The sequence below is a fragment of the Flavonifractor plautii ATCC 29863 genome (assembly GCF_000239295.1).
Taxonomy (GTDB): Bacteria; Bacillota; Clostridia; order Oscillospirales; family Oscillospiraceae; genus Flavonifractor; species Flavonifractor plautii.
The window spans coordinates 1-17,204 of the sequence record NZ_JH417668.1; the positions used below are offsets into that span (position 1 = coordinate 1).

Annotated in this window: 17 protein-coding genes and 1 riboswitch; of the genes, 11 read left to right on the forward strand and 6 right to left on the reverse strand. The window is 60.2% G+C overall.

The window, feature by feature from the left end; translation table 11 throughout:
• The first annotated feature begins 105 nt into the window (after positions 1-105).
• Positions 106-293, forward strand: a riboswitch (cobalamin riboswitch).
• A 457-nt stretch (positions 294-750) separates the two neighbouring features.
• Positions 751-975 (reverse strand): hypothetical protein, encoded by a 225-nt coding sequence (locus tag HMPREF0372_RS03570; protein WP_007489051.1) that lies wholly within the window; start codon positions 973-975, stop codon positions 751-753.
• Between the two features lie 530 nt (positions 976-1,505).
• On the opposite strand from HMPREF0372_RS03570, the gene kdpF reads away from it, so the two are divergent.
• From kdpF to HMPREF0372_RS03595, 6 genes are all read left to right on the forward strand, one after another.
• Positions 1,506-1,583: a K(+)-transporting ATPase subunit F gene (gene kdpF / locus HMPREF0372_RS21295; protein ID WP_021632044.1), complete on the forward strand. Its 78-nt coding sequence runs from the start codon at positions 1,506-1,508 to the stop codon at positions 1,581-1,583.
• Positions 1,584-1,605: 22 nt separating this feature from the next.
• Positions 1,606-3,360 (forward strand): potassium-transporting ATPase subunit KdpA, encoded by a 1,755-nt coding sequence (locus HMPREF0372_RS03575; protein WP_007489054.1) that lies wholly within the window; start codon positions 1,606-1,608, stop codon positions 3,358-3,360.
• Positions 3,361-3,380: 20 nt separating this feature from the next.
• Positions 3,381-5,456, forward strand: a complete 2,076-nt coding sequence (kdpB, locus tag HMPREF0372_RS03580; RefSeq protein ID WP_007489056.1) for a potassium-transporting ATPase subunit KdpB — start codon at positions 3,381-3,383, stop codon at positions 5,454-5,456.
• Positions 5,457-5,472: 16 nt separating this feature from the next.
• Entirely contained in the window at positions 5,473-6,123 is a 651-nt protein-coding gene (gene kdpC / locus HMPREF0372_RS03585; RefSeq protein ID WP_007489058.1) for a K(+)-transporting ATPase subunit C, read from the forward strand.
• 69 nt (positions 6,124-6,192) lie between these two features.
• Positions 6,193-6,912: a hypothetical protein gene (locus HMPREF0372_RS03590; protein WP_009259296.1), complete on the forward strand. Its 720-nt coding sequence runs from the start codon at positions 6,193-6,195 to the stop codon at positions 6,910-6,912.
• Between the two features lie 68 nt (positions 6,913-6,980).
• Positions 6,981-7,622: a class II aldolase/adducin family protein gene (locus tag HMPREF0372_RS03595; RefSeq protein ID WP_035300436.1), complete on the forward strand. Its 642-nt coding sequence runs from the start codon at positions 6,981-6,983 to the stop codon at positions 7,620-7,622.
• 53 nt (positions 7,623-7,675) lie between these two features.
• On the opposite strand, the gene clpB is transcribed toward HMPREF0372_RS03595, so the two are convergent.
• Together clpB and HMPREF0372_RS03605 are read right to left on the reverse strand one after the other, a co-directional pair.
• Positions 7,676-10,306 (reverse strand): ATP-dependent chaperone ClpB, encoded by a 2,631-nt coding sequence (gene clpB, locus HMPREF0372_RS03600; protein ID WP_007489061.1) that lies wholly within the window; start codon positions 10,304-10,306, stop codon positions 7,676-7,678.
• Between the two features lie 29 nt (positions 10,307-10,335).
• Positions 10,336-10,536 carry a helix-turn-helix domain-containing protein gene (locus tag HMPREF0372_RS03605; RefSeq protein ID WP_007489062.1) on the reverse strand — a complete coding sequence of 67 codons (201 nt, stop codon included), beginning with the start codon at positions 10,534-10,536 and terminating at the stop codon, positions 10,336-10,338.
• Between the two features lie 93 nt (positions 10,537-10,629).
• On the opposite strand from HMPREF0372_RS03605, the gene HMPREF0372_RS03610 reads away from it, so the two are divergent.
• The gene (locus HMPREF0372_RS03610) at positions 10,630-10,842 is read left to right on the forward strand and encodes a hypothetical protein (protein ID WP_007489063.1); all 213 of its coding nucleotides are present in this window, start codon (positions 10,630-10,632) and stop codon (positions 10,840-10,842) included.
• A 20-nt stretch (positions 10,843-10,862) separates the two neighbouring features.
• Here the strand turns inward: HMPREF0372_RS03610 and HMPREF0372_RS03615 are convergent, their stop codons facing one another.
• Positions 10,863-11,291 (reverse strand): Hsp20/alpha crystallin family protein, encoded by a 429-nt coding sequence (locus tag HMPREF0372_RS03615; RefSeq protein WP_007489064.1) that lies wholly within the window; start codon positions 11,289-11,291, stop codon positions 10,863-10,865.
• A 290-nt stretch (positions 11,292-11,581) separates the two neighbouring features.
• Between HMPREF0372_RS03615 and HMPREF0372_RS03620 the strand changes: the two genes are divergently transcribed.
• A complete protein-coding gene (locus HMPREF0372_RS03620; protein ID WP_039996617.1) occupies positions 11,582-12,979 on the forward strand; it encodes an MATE family efflux transporter in 1,398 nt (465 codons plus the stop codon).
• 60 nt (positions 12,980-13,039) lie between these two features.
• Complete coding sequence (locus HMPREF0372_RS03625) at positions 13,040-13,390, forward strand: helix-turn-helix transcriptional regulator (RefSeq protein ID WP_007489067.1); 351 nt, start codon at positions 13,040-13,042, stop codon at positions 13,388-13,390.
• A 59-nt stretch (positions 13,391-13,449) separates the two neighbouring features.
• Here the strand turns inward: HMPREF0372_RS03625 and HMPREF0372_RS03630 are convergent, their stop codons facing one another.
• Entirely contained in the window at positions 13,450-14,757 is a 1,308-nt protein-coding gene (locus HMPREF0372_RS03630) for an MFS transporter (protein ID WP_007489069.1), read from the reverse strand.
• A 20-nt stretch (positions 14,758-14,777) separates the two neighbouring features.
• Positions 14,778-15,776, reverse strand: coding sequence for an amidohydrolase family protein (locus HMPREF0372_RS03635; RefSeq protein ID WP_007489071.1), 999 nt, complete (start codon positions 15,774-15,776; stop codon positions 14,778-14,780).
• A 262-nt stretch (positions 15,777-16,038) separates the two neighbouring features.
• Between HMPREF0372_RS03635 and HMPREF0372_RS03640 the strand changes: the two genes are divergently transcribed.
• On the forward strand, positions 16,039-16,818 hold the full coding sequence (locus HMPREF0372_RS03640) for a TetR/AcrR family transcriptional regulator (protein WP_007489073.1): 780 nt from the start codon (positions 16,039-16,041) through the stop codon (positions 16,816-16,818).
• A 71-nt stretch (positions 16,819-16,889) separates the two neighbouring features.
• Positions 16,890-17,162, forward strand: a complete 273-nt coding sequence (locus tag HMPREF0372_RS03645; protein WP_007489074.1) for a hypothetical protein — start codon at positions 16,890-16,892, stop codon at positions 17,160-17,162.
• Positions 17,163-17,204 lie beyond the last annotated feature (42 nt).

A 17,204-nucleotide genomic window follows, 5' to 3' on the forward strand; every position in this document is an offset into this window, starting at 1 on the left:
TCAGATGTCCAATATGTATTGTAGTCCTACACCGCACCAGCGGGCAAAGGAGGGAAATGGCTTGACATGGGAAGAAAGAGGGACTATAATCTACCTATACAATGGAATACTGAATGGTATACAGGTGCGCCTCCTCCCGGAGACGCTGAAAAGGGAAGCGGGTGTGAATCCCGCACAATGCCGTTGCTGTATTGGTGGAGCGGTTCTTATAGGTCACTGGGGCTGTGCCCTGGGAAGGCGAGAACCGCGCTGGATGCCTGAGTCAGAATACCTGCCTGTATATGACGCACAGGAAGCCTCCCCGGTCCAGGGAGGGTGCAGTTGCTTATGACTGAGACAGGTATCATAAGGTTTGTTTGCTGTACCCGTGGAGGTACAGCTTTTTTGTTTTGTGGATCCAGAGACCACCTCTCTTTGTGATTTGGCGCAGGCATGGGCTGTGTCTGCCAGCACAGCCCATGCCGCACCGGCACGCCGAATGATAGGCGCTTTTCTCCATGCAGATGCTATGCAGTGGAAAAAAGTCGTTCTGACTTGATATATGGATAGGGCTCACCCCGCGGGAGCGGCTCCGAGGCAGGGGCCGCTCCCAAACTTTGTATGGAGGCAGACGGACAGGCAAGCCTGTGGCAGCGTGGGGCAGGGGAAAACCGGCCGGAGCTGCCAACCGCCGTATAGACGCAGACATGGAACCAAAAAAGGGGCCATCACTCCGGTGATGGCCCCTTTTTTGAGCTCTGGCCGTAAGTCTCACAGCAGGAGGGCGGCCAGATAGAGCGGCAGATTGACGGCGAGAACCGCCAGAGTTACGCCGCCCACAAGAACAGCGCCGCTCAGGGCAAGTACCGCCGTGCCGGTCACAATGGGGTGGGCCTTCAGCCCCCGGGCGAGGCAGCCGCTGACGGCCGATTTCCAACTGGCTCGGGCTGCGGTGCGGGGGGCGGGGACAGACGAATGGACTGGATAGGCATACATCAGAAGGACTCCTCTCTGCAGCGGTGTGTCACAGTGCGCTGGATACTCTCTTTACAGAATCAGTATAGCGCGAAAGGGATTAGGAAGGTGCAAGAGGAGAGTGGAGGGCGTTAAGAATCCATAAGAATCCCACAAAGCTAAAAATACAAATATTACCACAATAAAAAGAAAGGATAAGGGAACATGCGGATGTGTTAAGGCTGAATTAAGATTGTGAAAAAGCTCTTGATTTCTTTCCGGAACGTGGTAAAACTCATACGTGCAATCGCTGGAGGCAGAGGCGGGGTTCTGCGGCCCGGCGGTTGGGAATCAGCGCGTCAGGTCCGGACCGCGGGAGACGACCGGCACCGCTCCGGCGGTGGAGAGCACGCGGAGACGGACACAAGGAGGGAAACAAGATGGACGTAATGGATCTCGCTATGATAGCCACTCTGGTCGTGAGCTTTGTCCTGGTGAAACTGTTGGCCGACTGGTGCGACCGCCAGATGGACAAATAAGACTGTTTTGCTAGAAAAGAGGAAGTGCTAGTTATGATTGCTTTGGGTATCGTCATTATCGCGCTGGCGTGCTATCTGGTGTACGCCCTGGCCAACCCGGAAAAGTTCTGAGGCACAGAGGAGGAATTTTGCAATGCTGCAAATCATTCTGACCCTGGTGATTTTCGTGCTGCTGATCATCCCGATCGGCCGCTATATGTTCCACATCGCCACTGGTCAACATACGTTTTGCGACCCCGTGTTCAACCGCATCGACAATGGAATCTACCGCATCTGCGGTATCAATCAGAATGAGGGCATGGGCTGGAAGAAATACGCCTTGGCTCTGGTACTTACCAACGCCGTCATGGTGTTTATCGGCTACCTGATCCTGCGCATCCAGTTCCTGCCGGTCTTCAACCCCAACGGCATCGGCGCCATGGAGCCCACCCTCTCCTTCAACACCATTATCTCCTTCATGACCAACACCAACCTGCAGCACTACTCCGGTGAGAGTGGGCTGAGCTACCTCTCCCAGATGCTGGTCATCATCTTCATGATGTTCGTCTCCGCCTCCACCGGCTACGCCGCCTGCGTGGCTTTCTGCCGCGGCCTGACGGGCACCAGCAAGAACAACCTGGGCAACTTCTATGTGGATCTGGTGCGCATCACCACCCGCATCCTGATCCCCTTCTCCATTATCGTGACACTGATCCTGGTGTGGCAGGGCGCTCCCCAGAATTTCATGGCCAACCAGACGGTGACCACCATCGAGGGCACCCAGCAGGACATCGCCATGGGCCCCATCGCCTCCCTGGTCTCCATCAAGCACCTGGGCACCAACGGCGGCGGCTTCCTGGGCGCCAACTCCACCACCCCGCTGGAGAACCCCACCATCATCTCCGACATTACCGAGCTGCTGAGCATGATGATCCTGCCCGGCGCCTGCGTGATCATGTTCGGCCTGATGTACCACAACCGCAAGAAGCTGACTGATGAGGCGCACCCCGTCGTGGGCCGCCGCCTGACCGACCGCCAGCCCATCTTCGGCGGCGAGGGCCGCACCGTGTTCGTGGCCATGGGCATCATTTTCGTGGTGGGCCTGTGCCTGTGCTACTTCTCTGAGCTGGCGGGCAACCCCAAGCTGGCGGAGATTGGCCTGAGCCAGTCCATGGGCAGCATGGAGGGCAAGGAGGTCCGCTTCGGCATCGCCCAGTCCGCCCTGTTCACCACCGTCACTACATCCTTCACCACCGGCACCGTCAACAACATGCACGACACCCTGACACCCCTGGGCGGCATGGTGCCCCTGCTGCACATGATGCTCAACTGCGTGTTCGGCGGCAAGGGCGTGGGCCTGATGAACATGATCATGTACGTCATGCTGGCCGTGTTCCTGTGCGGCCTGATGATCGGCCGTACCCCCGAGTACCTGGGCAAGAAGGTGGAGGGCCGCGAGATGAAGATGGCCGTGCTGGTCCTCATCATCCACCCCCTGCTGATCCTGGGCTTCTCCGCCCTGGCCGTCGGCACCGAGGCCGGCCGCGCCGGTATCACCAACCCCGGCTTCCACGGCCTGAGCCAGGTGCTGTACGAGTACTCTTCTTCCGCCGCCAACAACGGCTCTGGCTTTGAGGGCCTGGCCGACAACACCTACTTCTGGAACATCACCGCCGGTCTGGCCATGTTCTTCGGCCGCTACCTGGCCATCGTGCTCCAGCTGGCCATCGCCTGGTCTCTGCTGTGCAAGAAGCGCATGAACGAGTCCATCGGCACCCTGAAGACCAACAACATCGGCTTCGGCGTCATCGTGGCCTTCGTGGTCTACATCTTTGCGGCGCTGACGTTCTTCCCGGCCCTGGCTCTCGGCCCCATCGCTGAGCATCTGTCCATCTGGCTGCCGGTTTAAAGGAGGATTACGGATTCCCTATGAAAGATAAGCATCGGACCAAATTCGTAACAAAGGACATCTTCAAGTCCTCTGTTATCGGGGCGTTCACCAAGCTGAACCCCAAATATATGATGCACAATCCGGTCATGTTTGTGGTTGAGATCGGCTTTGTCATCGCTCTGCTGCTCTCCATCTTCCCCGAGCTCTTCGGGCCCACCGACGGCATCAATAATGTCCGCCTGTACAACATCTTTGTCTGCGTCATCCTCTTTGTCACCGTCCTCTTCGCCAACTTCGCCGAGGCGGTGGCCGAGGGCCGCGGCAAGGCCCAGGCCGAGAGCCTGAAGAAGACCCAGAAGGACACCAAGGCCCGTCTGCTCAAGGCCGACGGCACCGAGACCGTCGTCTCCTCCAGCGAGCTGAAGAAGGGCGACGTGGTCATGGTCAGCGCCGGTGAGATCATCCCCAACGACGGCGAGGTCATCGAGGGCACCGCCAGCGTGGATGAGTCCGCCATCACCGGCGAGTCCGCCCCCGTGCTCCGCGAGTCCGGCGGCGACTTCGCCTCCGTCACCGGCGGCACCACTGTGGTGTCCGACTGGCTGAAGATCCGCATCACCTCTAACCCCGGCGAGTCCTTCCTGGACAAGATGATCGCCCTGGTGGAGGGCGCCTCCCGCAAGAAGACCCCCAACGAGATCGCCCTGCAGATCCTGCTGGTGGCCCTGACCATCATCTTCATGATCGTCATCGTCACCCTGTACCCCATCGGCCGCTACAGCGGCGTCACCCTGCCCGTGTCCACCCTGATCGCCCTGGCGGTGTGTCTGATCCCCACCACCATTGGAGCTCTGCTCTCCGCCATCGGCATCGCCGGCATGGACCGCGTCACCCGCTTCAATGTCATCGCCATGAGCGGTAAGGCCGTCGAGGCCTGCGGCGACGTGGACACCATGATCCTCGACAAGACCGGCACCATTACTTACGGCAACCGCATGGCCGCCGACTTCATCCCCGTCAGCGGCGTCAGCGTGGAGGAGCTCACCAAGTATGCGGCCCTCTCCTCCCTGAGCGACGCCACCCCCGAGGGCAAGAGCGTGGTTGCCCTGGCCAAGGAGCGGGGCGTCGTGGTGGACGAGAGCAACCTGAAGGGCGCCGAGTTCATCGAGTTCACCGCCAAGACCCGCATGAGCGGCGTGGATCTGGCCGACGGCACCTCCATCCGCAAGGGCGCCAGCGACGCCATTGTGGAGTACGTCAAGGGCCTGGGCGGCACCGTGCCCGCCGATCTGCAGGGCCACACCGACCAGGTGTCCAAGCAGGGCGGCACCCCCCTCACCGTCTGCGTGGGCAAGCGTGTGTTGGGTGTCATCTACCTGAAGGATATCGTGAAGGACGGCCTGGTGGAGCGTTTCGCCCGCCTGCGCGCCATCGGTATCAAGACCATCATGTGCACCGGCGACAACCCGCTGACCGCGGCGACCATCGCCCAGGAGGCCGGCGTGGACGGCTTCATCGCCGAGTGCCGCCCCGAGGATAAGATCAAGGTCATCAAGGAGGAGCAGGCTCAGGGCAAGATCGTCGCCATGACCGGCGACGGCACCAACGACGCCCCCGCTCTGGCCCAGGCCGACGTGGGCCTGGCGATGAACTCCGGCACCACCGCCGCCAAGGAGGCGGCCAACATGGTGGATCTGGACTCCGACCCCACCAAGATCCTCGAGGTTGTGGAGATCGGCAAGCAGCTGCTCATCACCCGCGGCTCCCTGACCACCTTCTCCATCGCCAACGACATCGCCAAGTACTTCGCCATCATCCCCGCCATGTTTATGATGGTGATTCCCCAGATGCAGGTGCTGAACATCATGAAGCTGGCATCTCCCACCAGCGCCATTCTGTCCGCTCTGATCTTCAACGCCATCATCATCCCCTGCCTGATCCCGCTGGCCATGCGCGGCGTCAAGTACAAGCCCATGAGCGCCAGCAAGATGCTGACCCGCAACATGCTCATCTACGGCCTGGGCGGCGTCATCGTCCCCTTCATCGGCATCAAAGTGATCGACCTGATCATCGCGCCCCTGCTGACGATGCTCGGCCTCGGCATGGCAATGTAACAGGAGGAAACCGAACATGAAAGTGATCAAATCTCTCAGAGCGCCGGTTCTGGTGACCCTGGTACTGCTGCTGATCTGCGGCCTGATCTACCCGGTTGTCATGACGCTTATGAGCCAGGCGCTCTTCCCCAGCCAGGCCAACGGCAGCATCATCTATGTGGACGGCCAGGCCGTGGGCGCCAAGAACGTGGGCCAGGATTTCACTGACCCCCGCTTCATGCGCTGCCGCCCCTCCGCCTACCAGTACAACACCTATACGGTGGATGAGGAGGGCAACAAGTTCTACAACGACGGCAGCGAGTACGCCGGCGTGGCCTCCGGCTCCAACAACTACGGCGCGTCCAACCCCGCTCTGGCGGAGCGCGTGCAGGGCGACATCGACGAATTCCTGGCGGAGCATCCCGACCTGACGGTGGAGGACATCCCCACCGACCTGGTGACGGCCTCCGGTTCCGGCCTGGATCCCCACATCAGCCCTGCCTCTGCGGCTGTGCAGATTCCGCAGTTGGCGGAGAACACGGGCCTGACCGAGGAGCAGTTGGAGCAGTTCGTGGCGGACAACACCACCGGCAAGGTGCTGGGCATCTTCGGTGAGGAGACGGTGAACGTTCTGGGCGTCAACCTGGATATCGCCGAGGCCCTCGGCCTGATCGGCGGCGTAGACTAATCGCTCAAAAGCCCCCCTGAACCTTGACCCGGATTGGTTCAGGGGGGCTTTCTGCGGCGCAGAGAGAGGGTGAACATCATCAGAATTGCCTTGATCGCACCACAGGAGAAGGACCGGCAGCAGCTCCGGGAGCAGATGTTTTCCTATGCGGTGCGCTGGAAGGTCGCCGTGGTGACCGACTGCTTCGACTGCCTGGAGGAGTTCGCCATGGCGGCGCAGAGCGGTGGATATCAATTAGTCTGCCTCCGCGGCGGCGAGCGCCAGTGGAGGGCGGCGGAGGAGCTGCGGCGCATCCGCGGAGAGGGGGAGACCCTCTGGGCCTATCTGGAGGAGGGACAGGCCCTGCGGGCCAAGGTGCTGACCGCGGCCGACACCTTCGGCGCCGTGGAGTGGCGGCGGGTGAGCGGCATGAACACCGTCATGACGGACTATTTCGCGCTGGCTCCCCGCCACGCGCGGGATGCCATTCTGCCCATTAAGCACCCGCTCCGTACCGATGATATCCACTACATTCAGGCGCAGAAGCAGACCCTGCTGCTCTACACCGCCTACGACCGCGTCCGGGCCCGGCTGGGCTTTCAGGCCATGGCCCTGCTGCTGGACGGCGAGCCCCAGTTTCTGATCTGCCCGGGCGGCCTGATTTTGAACACCGACAAGGTCTCCCGGGTGGAGGGCCGGGTGGTGGCCCTGGAAAATGGGAAACGGCTGATGCTGGAGGAGCCGGCGGTCCGGGAGCTCCAGGCCCGCCGGGCGGTCCGCCTTTCCCATATGCAGGCGCAAACGGTCTGAGTCAGATGACTCAGACCGTTTTTTGTGCTATAATAGGGCAGATACCACAGAGAGAAGGGGACGCTTTCATGAAGTATGAGGACATCCGGCGGCAGGTGCTCACCGCCATCCGGCAGGCCAGCGCTCAGGGGCTGATCCACGGGACATCAGGCAATATCTCCGTGCGGGACCGGGAGGCGGGGGTGGCCGCCATCACCCCCAGCGGGCGGCCCTATGACACTATGGAGCCGGGAGACATCGCCATTGTCACCCTGGACGGGGAGTGGGTGGATGGGCCCTACGCGCCCTCCTCTGAGACCCCCATGCACACGGCGGTCTACCGCGCCCGCCCCGACGTGGGGGCGGTGGTGCATAACCACGCCCTGTTCTGCACCGTGATGGCCATGGCGGTGGATGAGCTGCCCCCCTCCACGCCGCCCCAGGCGGAGTTCGCCCCCATCCGGGTGGTGCCCTTCGCGGTGCCCGGCTCCCGGGCGCTGGCCGCCTCAGTGGCCGCCGCCCTGGGGACGGACGGGCTGGCCGTGCTGCTGCGCAATCACGGCAGCCTCTGCTGCGGCCGGGACCTGCCCGCGGCCATGACCGCCGCCGCCTATGTGGAGGAGGCGGCCCAGGTGGCCTACTACGCCTCCGCCCTGGGCCGCTTCACCCCACTGGGCGAGGCGGACATTCGGGCCTGTAAGGAGATGCTGGCCGCCGGGCGGGCGGTCTAGCCGGCGAAAGGGAACGAAACAGCCCCGGCCGCAATGCGGCCGGGGCTGTCTGTTTACGGATTGACCACCTCGCCGGTGAAGACGCTCTTGCTTTCCACCGTCAGCTCGCCATCCCGGCAGTCCACGGTGAGGGTGTCGCCGCCCTGCACCTCGTCGGCGATGATCTTCCGGCTGATGAGGGTCTCCACACTGTGCTGCACGAAGCGGCGCAGGGGACGGGCGCCGAAGGCCGGGTCGTAGGCGCTGTCGATGATGTGCTGCTTGGCCGCCGGGGTGAGGGCCACCTTGAGCTGCTTGTCCTCCAGGCGGCGGTTGAGCTCAGCCACCAGCAGATCGATGATGTGGGTGATGTTGTCCTTGGTGAGGGGCTTGTAGAACACAATCTCGTCCAGCCGGTTGAGGAACTCGGGCCGGAAGGAGTGGTGCAGCAGATCGTTGACGGCATTTTTCGCCTCGGCGGTGATGTCGCCCTTCTCGTCGATGCCGTCCAGCAGGTACTGGGATCCCAGGTTGGAGGTGAGGATGATGATGGTGTTCTTGAAATCCACGGTTCGGCCTTGACTGTCGGTAATCCGGCCGTCGTCCAATACCTGGAGTAATATGTTGAACACGTCGGGGTGGGCTTTCTCCACCTCGTCGAAGAGCACCACGGAGTAGGGGTGGCGGCGGACGGCCTCGGTGAGCTGGCCGCCCTCCTCATAGCCCACGTATCCGGGAGGGGCGCCGATGAGGCGGGAGACGGAGAACTTCTCCATATACTCGCTCATGTCGATGCGCACCAGGTTCTTCTCGCTGTCGAACAGGGCCTCGGCCAGGGCCTTGGCCAGCTCGGTCTTGCCCACGCCGGTGGGGCCCAGGAACAGGAAGGAGCCGATGGGGCGGTCGGGATCGGCGATGCCCGCCCGGGAGCGGAGAATGGCCTCGCTCACCAGGCGCACAGCCTCGTCCTGGCCCACCACCCGCTGGTGGAGGATGTCCTCCAGGTGGAGCAGCTTTTCCCGCTCCCCCTCCATCAGCTTGGCCACGGGGATGCCCGTCCAGCGCTCGATGATGCGGGCGATCTCCTCCTCGGTGACCTTGTCCCGCAGCAGAGAACGGGCCTTGCCCTCGTTGGCGATGGCCTCCTCGGCCTCCAGTTGTTTCCGCAGCTCGGGGATGCGGCCGTACTGGAGCTCGGCGGCGCGGTTCAGATCGTACTGCCGCTGGGCGGCCTCCAGCTCGGCGTTGGCGCTCTCCAGCTCCTCCCGGAGCTTCTGCACCTTGCCGATGGCGTTCTTCTCGTTTTCCCACTGGGCCTTCTTGGCGTTGAACTCGTCCCGCATCTCGGCCAGCTCCTTCTGGATCTCGGCCAGATGCTCCCTGGACAAGGCGTCGTCCTCCTTCTTGAGGGCGGCCTCCTCAATCTCGTGCTGGATGATCTTCCGCTGGATGACGTCCAGCTCGGTGGGCATGGAGTCGATCTCGGTGCGGATCATGGCGCAGGCCTCGTCGATGAGGTCGATGGCCTTGTCGGGGAGGAAGCGGTCGGTGATATAGCGGTTGGACAGGGTGGCGGCGGCGATGATGGCGCCGTCCTGGATCTTGACGCCGTGGTACACCTCGTACCGCTCCTTCAGGCCGCGGAGGATGGCGATGGTGTCCTCCACCGTGGGCTCGGAGACCATGACGGGCTGGAAGCGCCGCTCCAGGGCGGCGTCCTTCTCGATATACTGGCGGTACTCGTTGAGGGTGGTGGCGCCGATGCAGTGCAGCTCGCCCCGGGCCAGCAGGGGCTTGAGCAGGTTGCCCGCGTCCATGGCGCCCTCGGTCTTGCCCGCGCCCACGATGGTGTGCAGCTCGTCGATAAAGAGGATGATGCGGCCCTCGGACTTTTTGACCTCGTTGAGGACGGCCTTCAGCCGCTCCTCAAACTCGCCGCGGTACTTGGCCCCGGCGATCAGGGAACCCATATCCAGGGCGAAAATGGTCTTGTCCTTCAGGGAGGCGGGGACGTCCCCCTTGACGATGCGCTGGGCCAGCCCCTCGGCGATGGCGGTCTTGCCCACGCCGGGCTCGCCGATGAGCACCGGGTTGTTCTTGCTCTTGCGGCTCAGAATACGGATGACGTTGCGGATTTCGTCGTCCCGGCCGATGACCGGATCCAGCTTGTTGGCCCTGGCCCGCTCCACCAGATCGGAGCCGTACTTCTTCAGGGCGTTGTAGGTCTCCTCCGGGTTGTCGGAGGTCACACGCTGGTTGCCCCGCACGTTGGTCAGGGCCTGGAGCACGCCCTCCTTCTGCACGTTGTAGGTGCGGAACAGCTCCTTCAGCTCCCGGTTGGCCGTGTCCAGCAGGGCCAGCAGCAGGTGCTCCACCGACACATACTCGTCCTTCATAGACGCGGCGATGCTCTCGGCGGTGTTGAGGCACTTGTCCACGTCCTGGGCCACATAGATCTTGCCCTGCTCCCGGCCGGAGCCGGACACACGGGGCAGCTTCTCCACCTCCGCCTTGGCGGCGGCGGTGAAGGAGGGGACGGTGAGGCCCATGTTCCCCAGCAGCTGGGGAATCAGCCCGCCCTCGTCCAGCAGCAGGGCCAGCAGCAGGTGGGGCTGCTCAATCTGCTGGTTGCCGTACTCGGTGGCGATGGACTGGGCGTTCTGCACCGCCTCCAGGGATTTCTGGGTATATTTCTGCGCGTTCATATTGCGTCACGCTCCTTTTATAAGGAGAATCAGGATTTCTCCCGACCCAACAGGTAATCTGTGGAGACTTTATAATAGTCAGCTAATGTTACCAGATGGGGCAGGGGTATATCCCGTTTCCCGGTTTCATAAATACTGTAAACTCTTTGGTCGATTCCAAGAATCGCAGCGATCTGCGCCTGGGTCATATCGTGATCCTCGCGCAAATCGCGCAGCCGGGGAAGATACATGTTATTCACCTCGGCGCTATTGTATCTTACTACCGGATAATAGTATTGACTATACTATCGAATGATAGTAATATAACAATATGAGGTGATTTTATGTCATTGCCCCGGAAGTACATGGTGGAAAAGCGGGTCTGCGGGACCTGCGTTCATTACCGCCAGCACTACGTCCGCACGGAGCAGGGGAATTATTACCCTCTCTGGTACGGTCATTGTATTCACCCCTGGCGGCGGCACCCGGAGCCGGACTTCGGCTGCGAGCGCTGGGAGGGAACAGAAAACGGGAAGGAGCCGGTCAGCCAAGGCTGACCGGCTCCCGGATATCCAGGTCAATCAATGGCAATCCGGCGGCTCTCAGGAACCACGGGGACGGCCTTGGGCAGGTTCAGCTCCAGAATGCCGTTGTTGTAAGCGGCGGTAATGGAGCCCTCATCGATGCCGGTGATATCAAAGGAACGGCTGAAGGAGCCGTACCGGCGCTCCCGGCGGATGTAGGCACCCTTGGCGTCCTTCTGCTCCTGGTTCTCGCTGTGCTCGGCGGTAATAGTGAGGATACCGTCCTTCACATCCAGCTTGATGTCGCCCTTGTCGAACCCGGGCAGCTCGGCTTCTAAGACAAACTTGTCTCCGGCGTCCCGAATGTCGGTGCGGAAGGCGGGCAGGCTGGCGTTGCTGCCGCGGAAGAAGTTGCGGGTAAAGTTATCAAAGGTATCAAACAGGTTGTCGTCGCTGCGCTCAAAGGGAAGCATGCCAAACATAAAAATCGCTCCTTTTTTCGGAAATGTGATTTAGCAATGGGAACATTGATGTGCTAAAACTTCCTTTGTTCCATTCCAATCATCCTCTTTCCGGGGGCCTTTCCGGCCCCTCAACTCATTTTCTGAGACAAAGTATAGGCCGAGTTTATGAACAAATATACATGTAAATATGTCTAAATTGTAAATGTTAGCACTCTGCGTTTAAGAGTGCTAAAAAGCCAAAGGGCCTTTACGGGGGACGGAAAAAGAGGTATAATGCCCCAGTGTGTTTCAAAAAGGGAGGAAAAACCGTGAGAAAGACCAACGATCTGGGGCGTGATCCAGTCTTCCGGCTGGTGTGCCGGCTGGCCATCCCCACGATGCTGGCTCAGCTGGTCAGCGTCCTATACAGCATTGTAGACCGCATCTACATCGGCAACATCCAGGGCATCGGCGATCTGGCCCTGGCGGGGGTGGGGGTGTGCGGCCCCATCGTCACCCTGCTGTCCTCCTTCGCCTCCCTGGTGGGCCTGGGCGGCTCCCCCATCATGGCCATGCGTATGGGGGAGGGGAGGGACAGGGAGGCCGGGCGGGTGCTGTCCAACAGCTTCCTGATGCTGCTGATACTGTCCGGCGTGCTGACCACTCTGTTCCTCCTGCTGAAGGAGCATCTGCTCATGTGGTTCGGCGCCAGCGACGCCACCTTCGGCTACGCCAACACCTACCTGACCATCTACACCGCGGGCACCTTCTTTGCCCTCATGGCCACCGGCATGAACAGCTTCCTGATCGCCCAGGGATTCTCCGGCCTGGGGATGGCCACGGTGATGCTGGGGGCGGTGCTCAACATCATCCTGGATCCCATTTTCATCTTCGGCCTCCATCTGGACGTGGCCGGGGCCGCCCTGGCCACCGTGCTCTCCCAGATGGCCTCCTGCGCCTTTGTGCTCCTCTCCCTGCGGCGGAAGCGGATGCCGGTGCGCCTGCGGTGGGGTCGCATGGAACTGCACATTGTGCGGCGGGTGCTGGCCTTCGGCCTGTCCCCCTTCCTCATCATCGCCACGGACAGCATCCTGCTGATCGTGCTGAACACTGTGCTCCAGCGCTACGGCGGGCCGGAGCTGGGGGATACCCTGGTGACCTGCGCCACCATCGTGCAGAGCTACCTGCTCCTCATCACCATGCCCATGGGCGGCCTTACCCTGGGCAGCCAGCCGGTGGTCAGCTTCAACTACGGCGCGGCCAACCTGGAACGCATCAAAAGGGCCATCCGGTCTATCGTGGCCCTGTGCGTGACCTTCTGTGTGCTCATGACGGTGGTGACCCACACCCTGTCCCCGGTGTTTGTGGGCCTGTTTACCCAGAACCCGGAGGTGGCGGCGCGGTCGGTACGCTACATCAAAGTCTTTACCGCCATGATCATCCCCCTGGCGATCCAGTATCCCCTGGTGGACGAGACCACCGCCCTGGGCCATGTGCGGCTGGCCCTGTTCTGCTCCATCTTCCGCAAGTGCGTGTTCCTGGCGGGTCTGCTCCTGCTGCCCGCCCTAGTCTCCCCGGAGGCCACCTTCCTCTCCGAGCCCATCGCCGACGCGGTGGCCGCCACAGTGACCACCTGCCTGTTCCTCCACTTCTTCCCCAAAATCCTGGCCCAGCGGGCCGCGCGGGAGCGGGAGGAGCGGGAAGAGCAACCAAAAGTTGCGCCATAATTGGTGGAGGCAACCGGTCAAACCGGGTAGAATGAGGCCAGTTTGAAAGGAGTGTTTGGTATGAACATTACATCGATCTACATGATTCCTTTTTTGCTGTTCGAACTGGCTATCTGGGCGGGGATTATCTATCTAGCCGTGCTACTGATCAAGGCCCTGCGGAAGTACCTGAAGTCCGGCCCCGTCCGGCAGGAGAAGGCGGAGATGGCCAAGAGCCTGGGGGAGGCCATCAGGTATCACCGCACCCGCTGCAAGATGACCCAGGAGTTCGTGGCGGAGTCCCTGGGCGTGAGCCGTCAGGCGGTAAGCAAGTGGGAGAGCGGCACCGCTGATCCCAGCACCTCCAACCTGCTGGCCCTGGCCAAGCTCTTCGGAGTTTCGGCGGAGGAGCTGCTGAAAAGCGTGGAATGACCTCCAAAACTGTGATCGCCTGCCCCGACCGGGGCAGGCGATCTTTTTTATTGGACTCATCAAGAGGCGGAGCGGGCGTTCTGTCCCTGCTGCCAGTCCTTGTTGAAGCGGTGTTCATCCACTAGCAGTACAATGAGCGCGGAGACTACGGATACGCCGGCAAAAATGAGATAGGTGTAGCGCAGGTTGCCGCCGGTGATGTTGGAGACTACGCCGTTGACCACGAAGGAGAGGGCGGACACAGCGCCTTGGATGGGGAAAACGACGGAATTTACCTTGCTGAATCCCTGACGGCCAAACACGGAGGTGGTAAGGGAGGTGGTGAAGTTGGCGGAGCCGCCGATGGACATGCCGATCATAAAGATGGAGACATAGACCAGAACGGTGTTCTCGGTGGCGTTGGCCAGCAGGGAGAGGGCGTACCAGATGCCGAAGAACAGCATGGACTTTTTGGTGCCAAGGCGCTCATCCATATAGCCCACGAAAAAGGAGCCGACCAGGCCGATGAGAGCTACCAGGCTGAGGATAAAGGTGGCCTGCTCCCGGGAGAAGCCCAGCTCCATGTTGCGCAGCACCATTTGAGATACCACGCCCAGGGAGCAGATTTGGAACATGCCGGTGGTGACGGCCACCAGCCAGGTTTCCTTGCACCGCAGCAGTCTGCCGGTGGTCCAGCCGCCAGTGGGATCCTCATGGCCGTGGAAGTACTCGGTTCGGTAGACCTCATCGGACACATTGTCCGGGTTGAGGCCGCGCTCCTGCGGAGTATTGCGGACGAGAAGCAGACCAAGAATGCCAAGCACGATGGCGCAAACGGAGATGGGAATTACACCGTTGCCAATGCCCAGCCGACCTACCAGAAGTGTGATAAGGGGGACAAAGGCGACGGAGGCCAGATTGTGGCCCATGGTGGTGTAGCCCATGACGATGCCTTTTTTCTTGGGGAACCACTGGGTGACCAGATCCCCGCCGGAGATGTAGCCCGCAGACATGACGCCGCCCACCACAATACACATGCAGACGGTATACATGGCAAGATTGACGGCATTGCCTACGCCGAGATAGGCCAGGCCGGCGACAATTAGGCACACGCCGGAGGTGATGCGGGCGCCGATCACCCGGTTGATCTGGCCAACGACAATAAAGAAGATGACGCCCACCACGCCGGCCACGGTGTTCATATTCAGTACGGTACCGGGAAGGATGCCGAACTTCTCTGCGATGGCCGGGGCGGTTACATTGGAACCGCTGTTCACCATGCCGGCATAAAGCCAGAACATCAGCAGACAGTACAGGATGGTGACCCAGCCCTGCACACCGAAGTTTACGACCGAGGACTTGTTGCCGTCATGTTTCCTGTTCCTCATGGATGACACCTCCAAATCAATTAAGAAAGGGAAATTCCCAGTAATGCTTCTGTGTTTTGATAGTAGAGCCTGGCGTAGTCCGCCTCATTCAGCGGAATCCCGCGCAAAAAGGCCATCATGTCCTCCACGGACTCATAGGGGTAGTCGCTTGCAAAGAGAATGTGGTCCATACCCAGCACATCCTGGGTACAGCGGAAAGCCTCCGGCGACATATTGCCGCTGGTAGTAACCCAGATGTTGTGCTGAAAGTAGTAGCGCAGCGGGCGGCGGCAGCGAATGGCCGGATTGGGCAGAAATTTGATCCGGTTTTCAATACGGTCCAGCAAAAAGGGAAGCCCCTCGCCCAGGTGTCCCAGTACCAGCCGGAGAGAGGGAATCTCGTCGAACAGGCCGGATACCACCATGCGCAGCAGCGTGGTGACCGTATCCACCGTAAAGCCAAGACCGGGACCGGCAAAGGTAAAGCCGTAGCCTGCGTAGCGGCTGCCCTCGGGGAGCTGAGGGTGGAGATAGACGTAGACGCCAAGTTCGGCGGCCTTGCGGAAGAGGGGGAGATAGCGGGGATCGTCCGGTGCGGTGTTTCCGTAATTAGAGTGGGTGTGCCATGACACGAAGCCATATTCCTTCACACAGCGCTCCAGCTCCCGCTCCGCAGCAGACACGTCCTTTACGGTGAGAATGGCGCTGCCGAACAGACGGCCGGGATGGGCCCGCGTCAGCTCATACAGCGCGGCATTGGTGGCCTGGCAAACGGCTATGCTCTTGGCGGGCTCAAGCTGCTCGGCGCCGGGGGAACAGCTCAGCACCGCATGGGTAATCCCCTGCTGCTCCAGTAGGGACAGGCGATGCTCGCCTACTTCCAGAAGCCGCTGAAGCAGCTCCCCCTGGGGCATACAGACATCCTCGGTCCAGTGAATCTGGTCAGTGGCGCGGTCATAAAACGGCGGCTGACTGCGCTGCGCCAGCGCGTCAATGAGACATGGAGCGTAAAAGTGATTTTCCAGATCAATGCGGATCAAAGAAAGACCTCCCTTCGAGGAATAATATAATTGAAATAGTCGGTAATAATTATTACACGATGCAAGAGTAGAATAATAATAATATACTGTAAAGTGTTATTATATTATTTTTGCAGAGAAAAAACAAAATAGATGTTTTGGACAAAAAGTTGGCGGGAAACTTGTGCGGAATACAGAATTGGAGGCACAGTGATGCTTGACAGGATATTTATAACAGGATAAACTAGAATCAACAGTTAAATTTGAAAGGAGGGGGAGAAGCATGGAGAGCGATGTCAGGGAAAAGATTTTGGAGACAGCCAGATGTATTTTCCTGAAAGAGGGCTACAAAGGGACAACCATTAACAGTATCGCCCGGGCGGCTGGGATCTCCCCGTCCACCATCTACCTGCACTTCAATGGGAAAAAGGATCTGTTTGAAAATCTGGACATTTCGGAAGAAGAGGCGTTGCAGGATGCATATAACGCCAACCGCACCTCAATTCTTCAGACGGCGCTGATCCTTTTTGGGGAACACGGCTATGACGGGGTATCTATGGATATGCTGGCCAGGGAGTCGGGCTATTCCAAGGCCACACTCTACCAGTATTTCAAGGACAAAGAGGAGCTCTACTCCGCTGTCATGCAGGAGACACCGTTCTATTTCAATTTTTTGAGCATTCAGCCGGAAATAGACGGCTATGATTTGGAGGCTGCTATCAAAAAGATAGGGCTGGCCTATCTGGCGGTTTTTGACACGCCGGAGCGTATCGCCTTTACCCGGGCCATCATCCGGGACTCCAAGCGGCACCCGGAGGTCAGCAGCATCTATCATAAGAACGGCATCGGCTATGTGGCCCGCTGTGTAGAGACGGTGCTGAAGAGGTATACCGGCAATCTCCAAGAGGGGGTGGACACCTATCTGGCCTCTAAGACCTATGTGGGCTCCCTGTTTGGGTTTGCGATTCAGTATAAAATTGTGGTGGGAGTAGAACCCCAGTACGGGGATGAGGAGATTGTAGATACGCTGACAAAGATTTTTCTCCACGGGATTCTGCATTGAATTCAAAAGCACCCTGACTTACAGGACAGGGCGCTCGGGCTGACCGGGAAAGAGCAGAAGGAGGGGAACGTATGCTTGCCATTTGGAACCGCCGCGAGCTGGTCACCGTTCTGACCATGCAGGAACAGAGCGATATCTTGTCCGCCCTGCGGGATGCGGGGTTGGACTACACGGTGAAGGCGATCGACCGCAGCTCGCCTTCCGCCCTCAATCCGGGTACCCGGGCCGACTTCGGTACCATGGGCATGTCGTCGGGGGCACAGTACGAGTACATCATCTATGTGAACAAGAGGGACTACGATGCCGCGCGGGACGCGGCGGGGCTTCCCGGAGACATTCGCTGAATCAGAAACAAAAAGTCCGGCCCGTGCAAATGCACGGGCCGG

Excerpts from the sequence above, each read along its gene's own strand:
- HMPREF0372_RS03570 (WP_007489051.1), bottom strand. The coding sequence starts at position 975 with ATGTATGCCTATCCAGTCCATTCGTCTGTCCCCGCCCCCCGCACCGCA.
- kdpF (WP_021632044.1), top strand. The coding sequence starts at position 1,506 with ATGATTGCTTTGGGTATCGTCATTATCGCGCTGGCGTGCTATCTGGTG.
- HMPREF0372_RS03575 (WP_007489054.1), top strand. The coding sequence starts at position 1,606 with ATGCTGCAAATCATTCTGACCCTGGTGATTTTCGTGCTGCTGATCATC.
- kdpB (WP_007489056.1), top strand. The coding sequence starts at position 3,381 with ATGAAAGATAAGCATCGGACCAAATTCGTAACAAAGGACATCTTCAAG.
- kdpC (WP_007489058.1), top strand. The coding sequence starts at position 5,473 with ATGAAAGTGATCAAATCTCTCAGAGCGCCGGTTCTGGTGACCCTGGTA.
- HMPREF0372_RS03595 (WP_035300436.1), top strand. The coding sequence starts at position 6,981 with ATGAAGTATGAGGACATCCGGCGGCAGGTGCTCACCGCCATCCGGCAG.
- clpB (WP_007489061.1), bottom strand. The coding sequence starts at position 10,306 with ATGAACGCGCAGAAATATACCCAGAAATCCCTGGAGGCGGTGCAGAAC.
- HMPREF0372_RS03605 (WP_007489062.1), bottom strand. The coding sequence starts at position 10,536 with ATGTATCTTCCCCGGCTGCGCGATTTGCGCGAGGATCACGATATGACC.
- HMPREF0372_RS03610 (WP_007489063.1), top strand. The coding sequence starts at position 10,630 with ATGTCATTGCCCCGGAAGTACATGGTGGAAAAGCGGGTCTGCGGGACC.
- HMPREF0372_RS03615 (WP_007489064.1), bottom strand. The coding sequence starts at position 11,291 with ATGTTTGGCATGCTTCCCTTTGAGCGCAGCGACGACAACCTGTTTGAT.
- HMPREF0372_RS03625 (WP_007489067.1), top strand. The coding sequence starts at position 13,040 with ATGAACATTACATCGATCTACATGATTCCTTTTTTGCTGTTCGAACTG.
- HMPREF0372_RS03630 (WP_007489069.1), bottom strand. The coding sequence starts at position 14,757 with ATGAGGAACAGGAAACATGACGGCAACAAGTCCTCGGTCGTAAACTTC.
- HMPREF0372_RS03640 (WP_007489073.1), top strand. The coding sequence starts at position 16,039 with ATGGAGAGCGATGTCAGGGAAAAGATTTTGGAGACAGCCAGATGTATT.
- HMPREF0372_RS03645 (WP_007489074.1), top strand. The coding sequence starts at position 16,890 with ATGCTTGCCATTTGGAACCGCCGCGAGCTGGTCACCGTTCTGACCATG.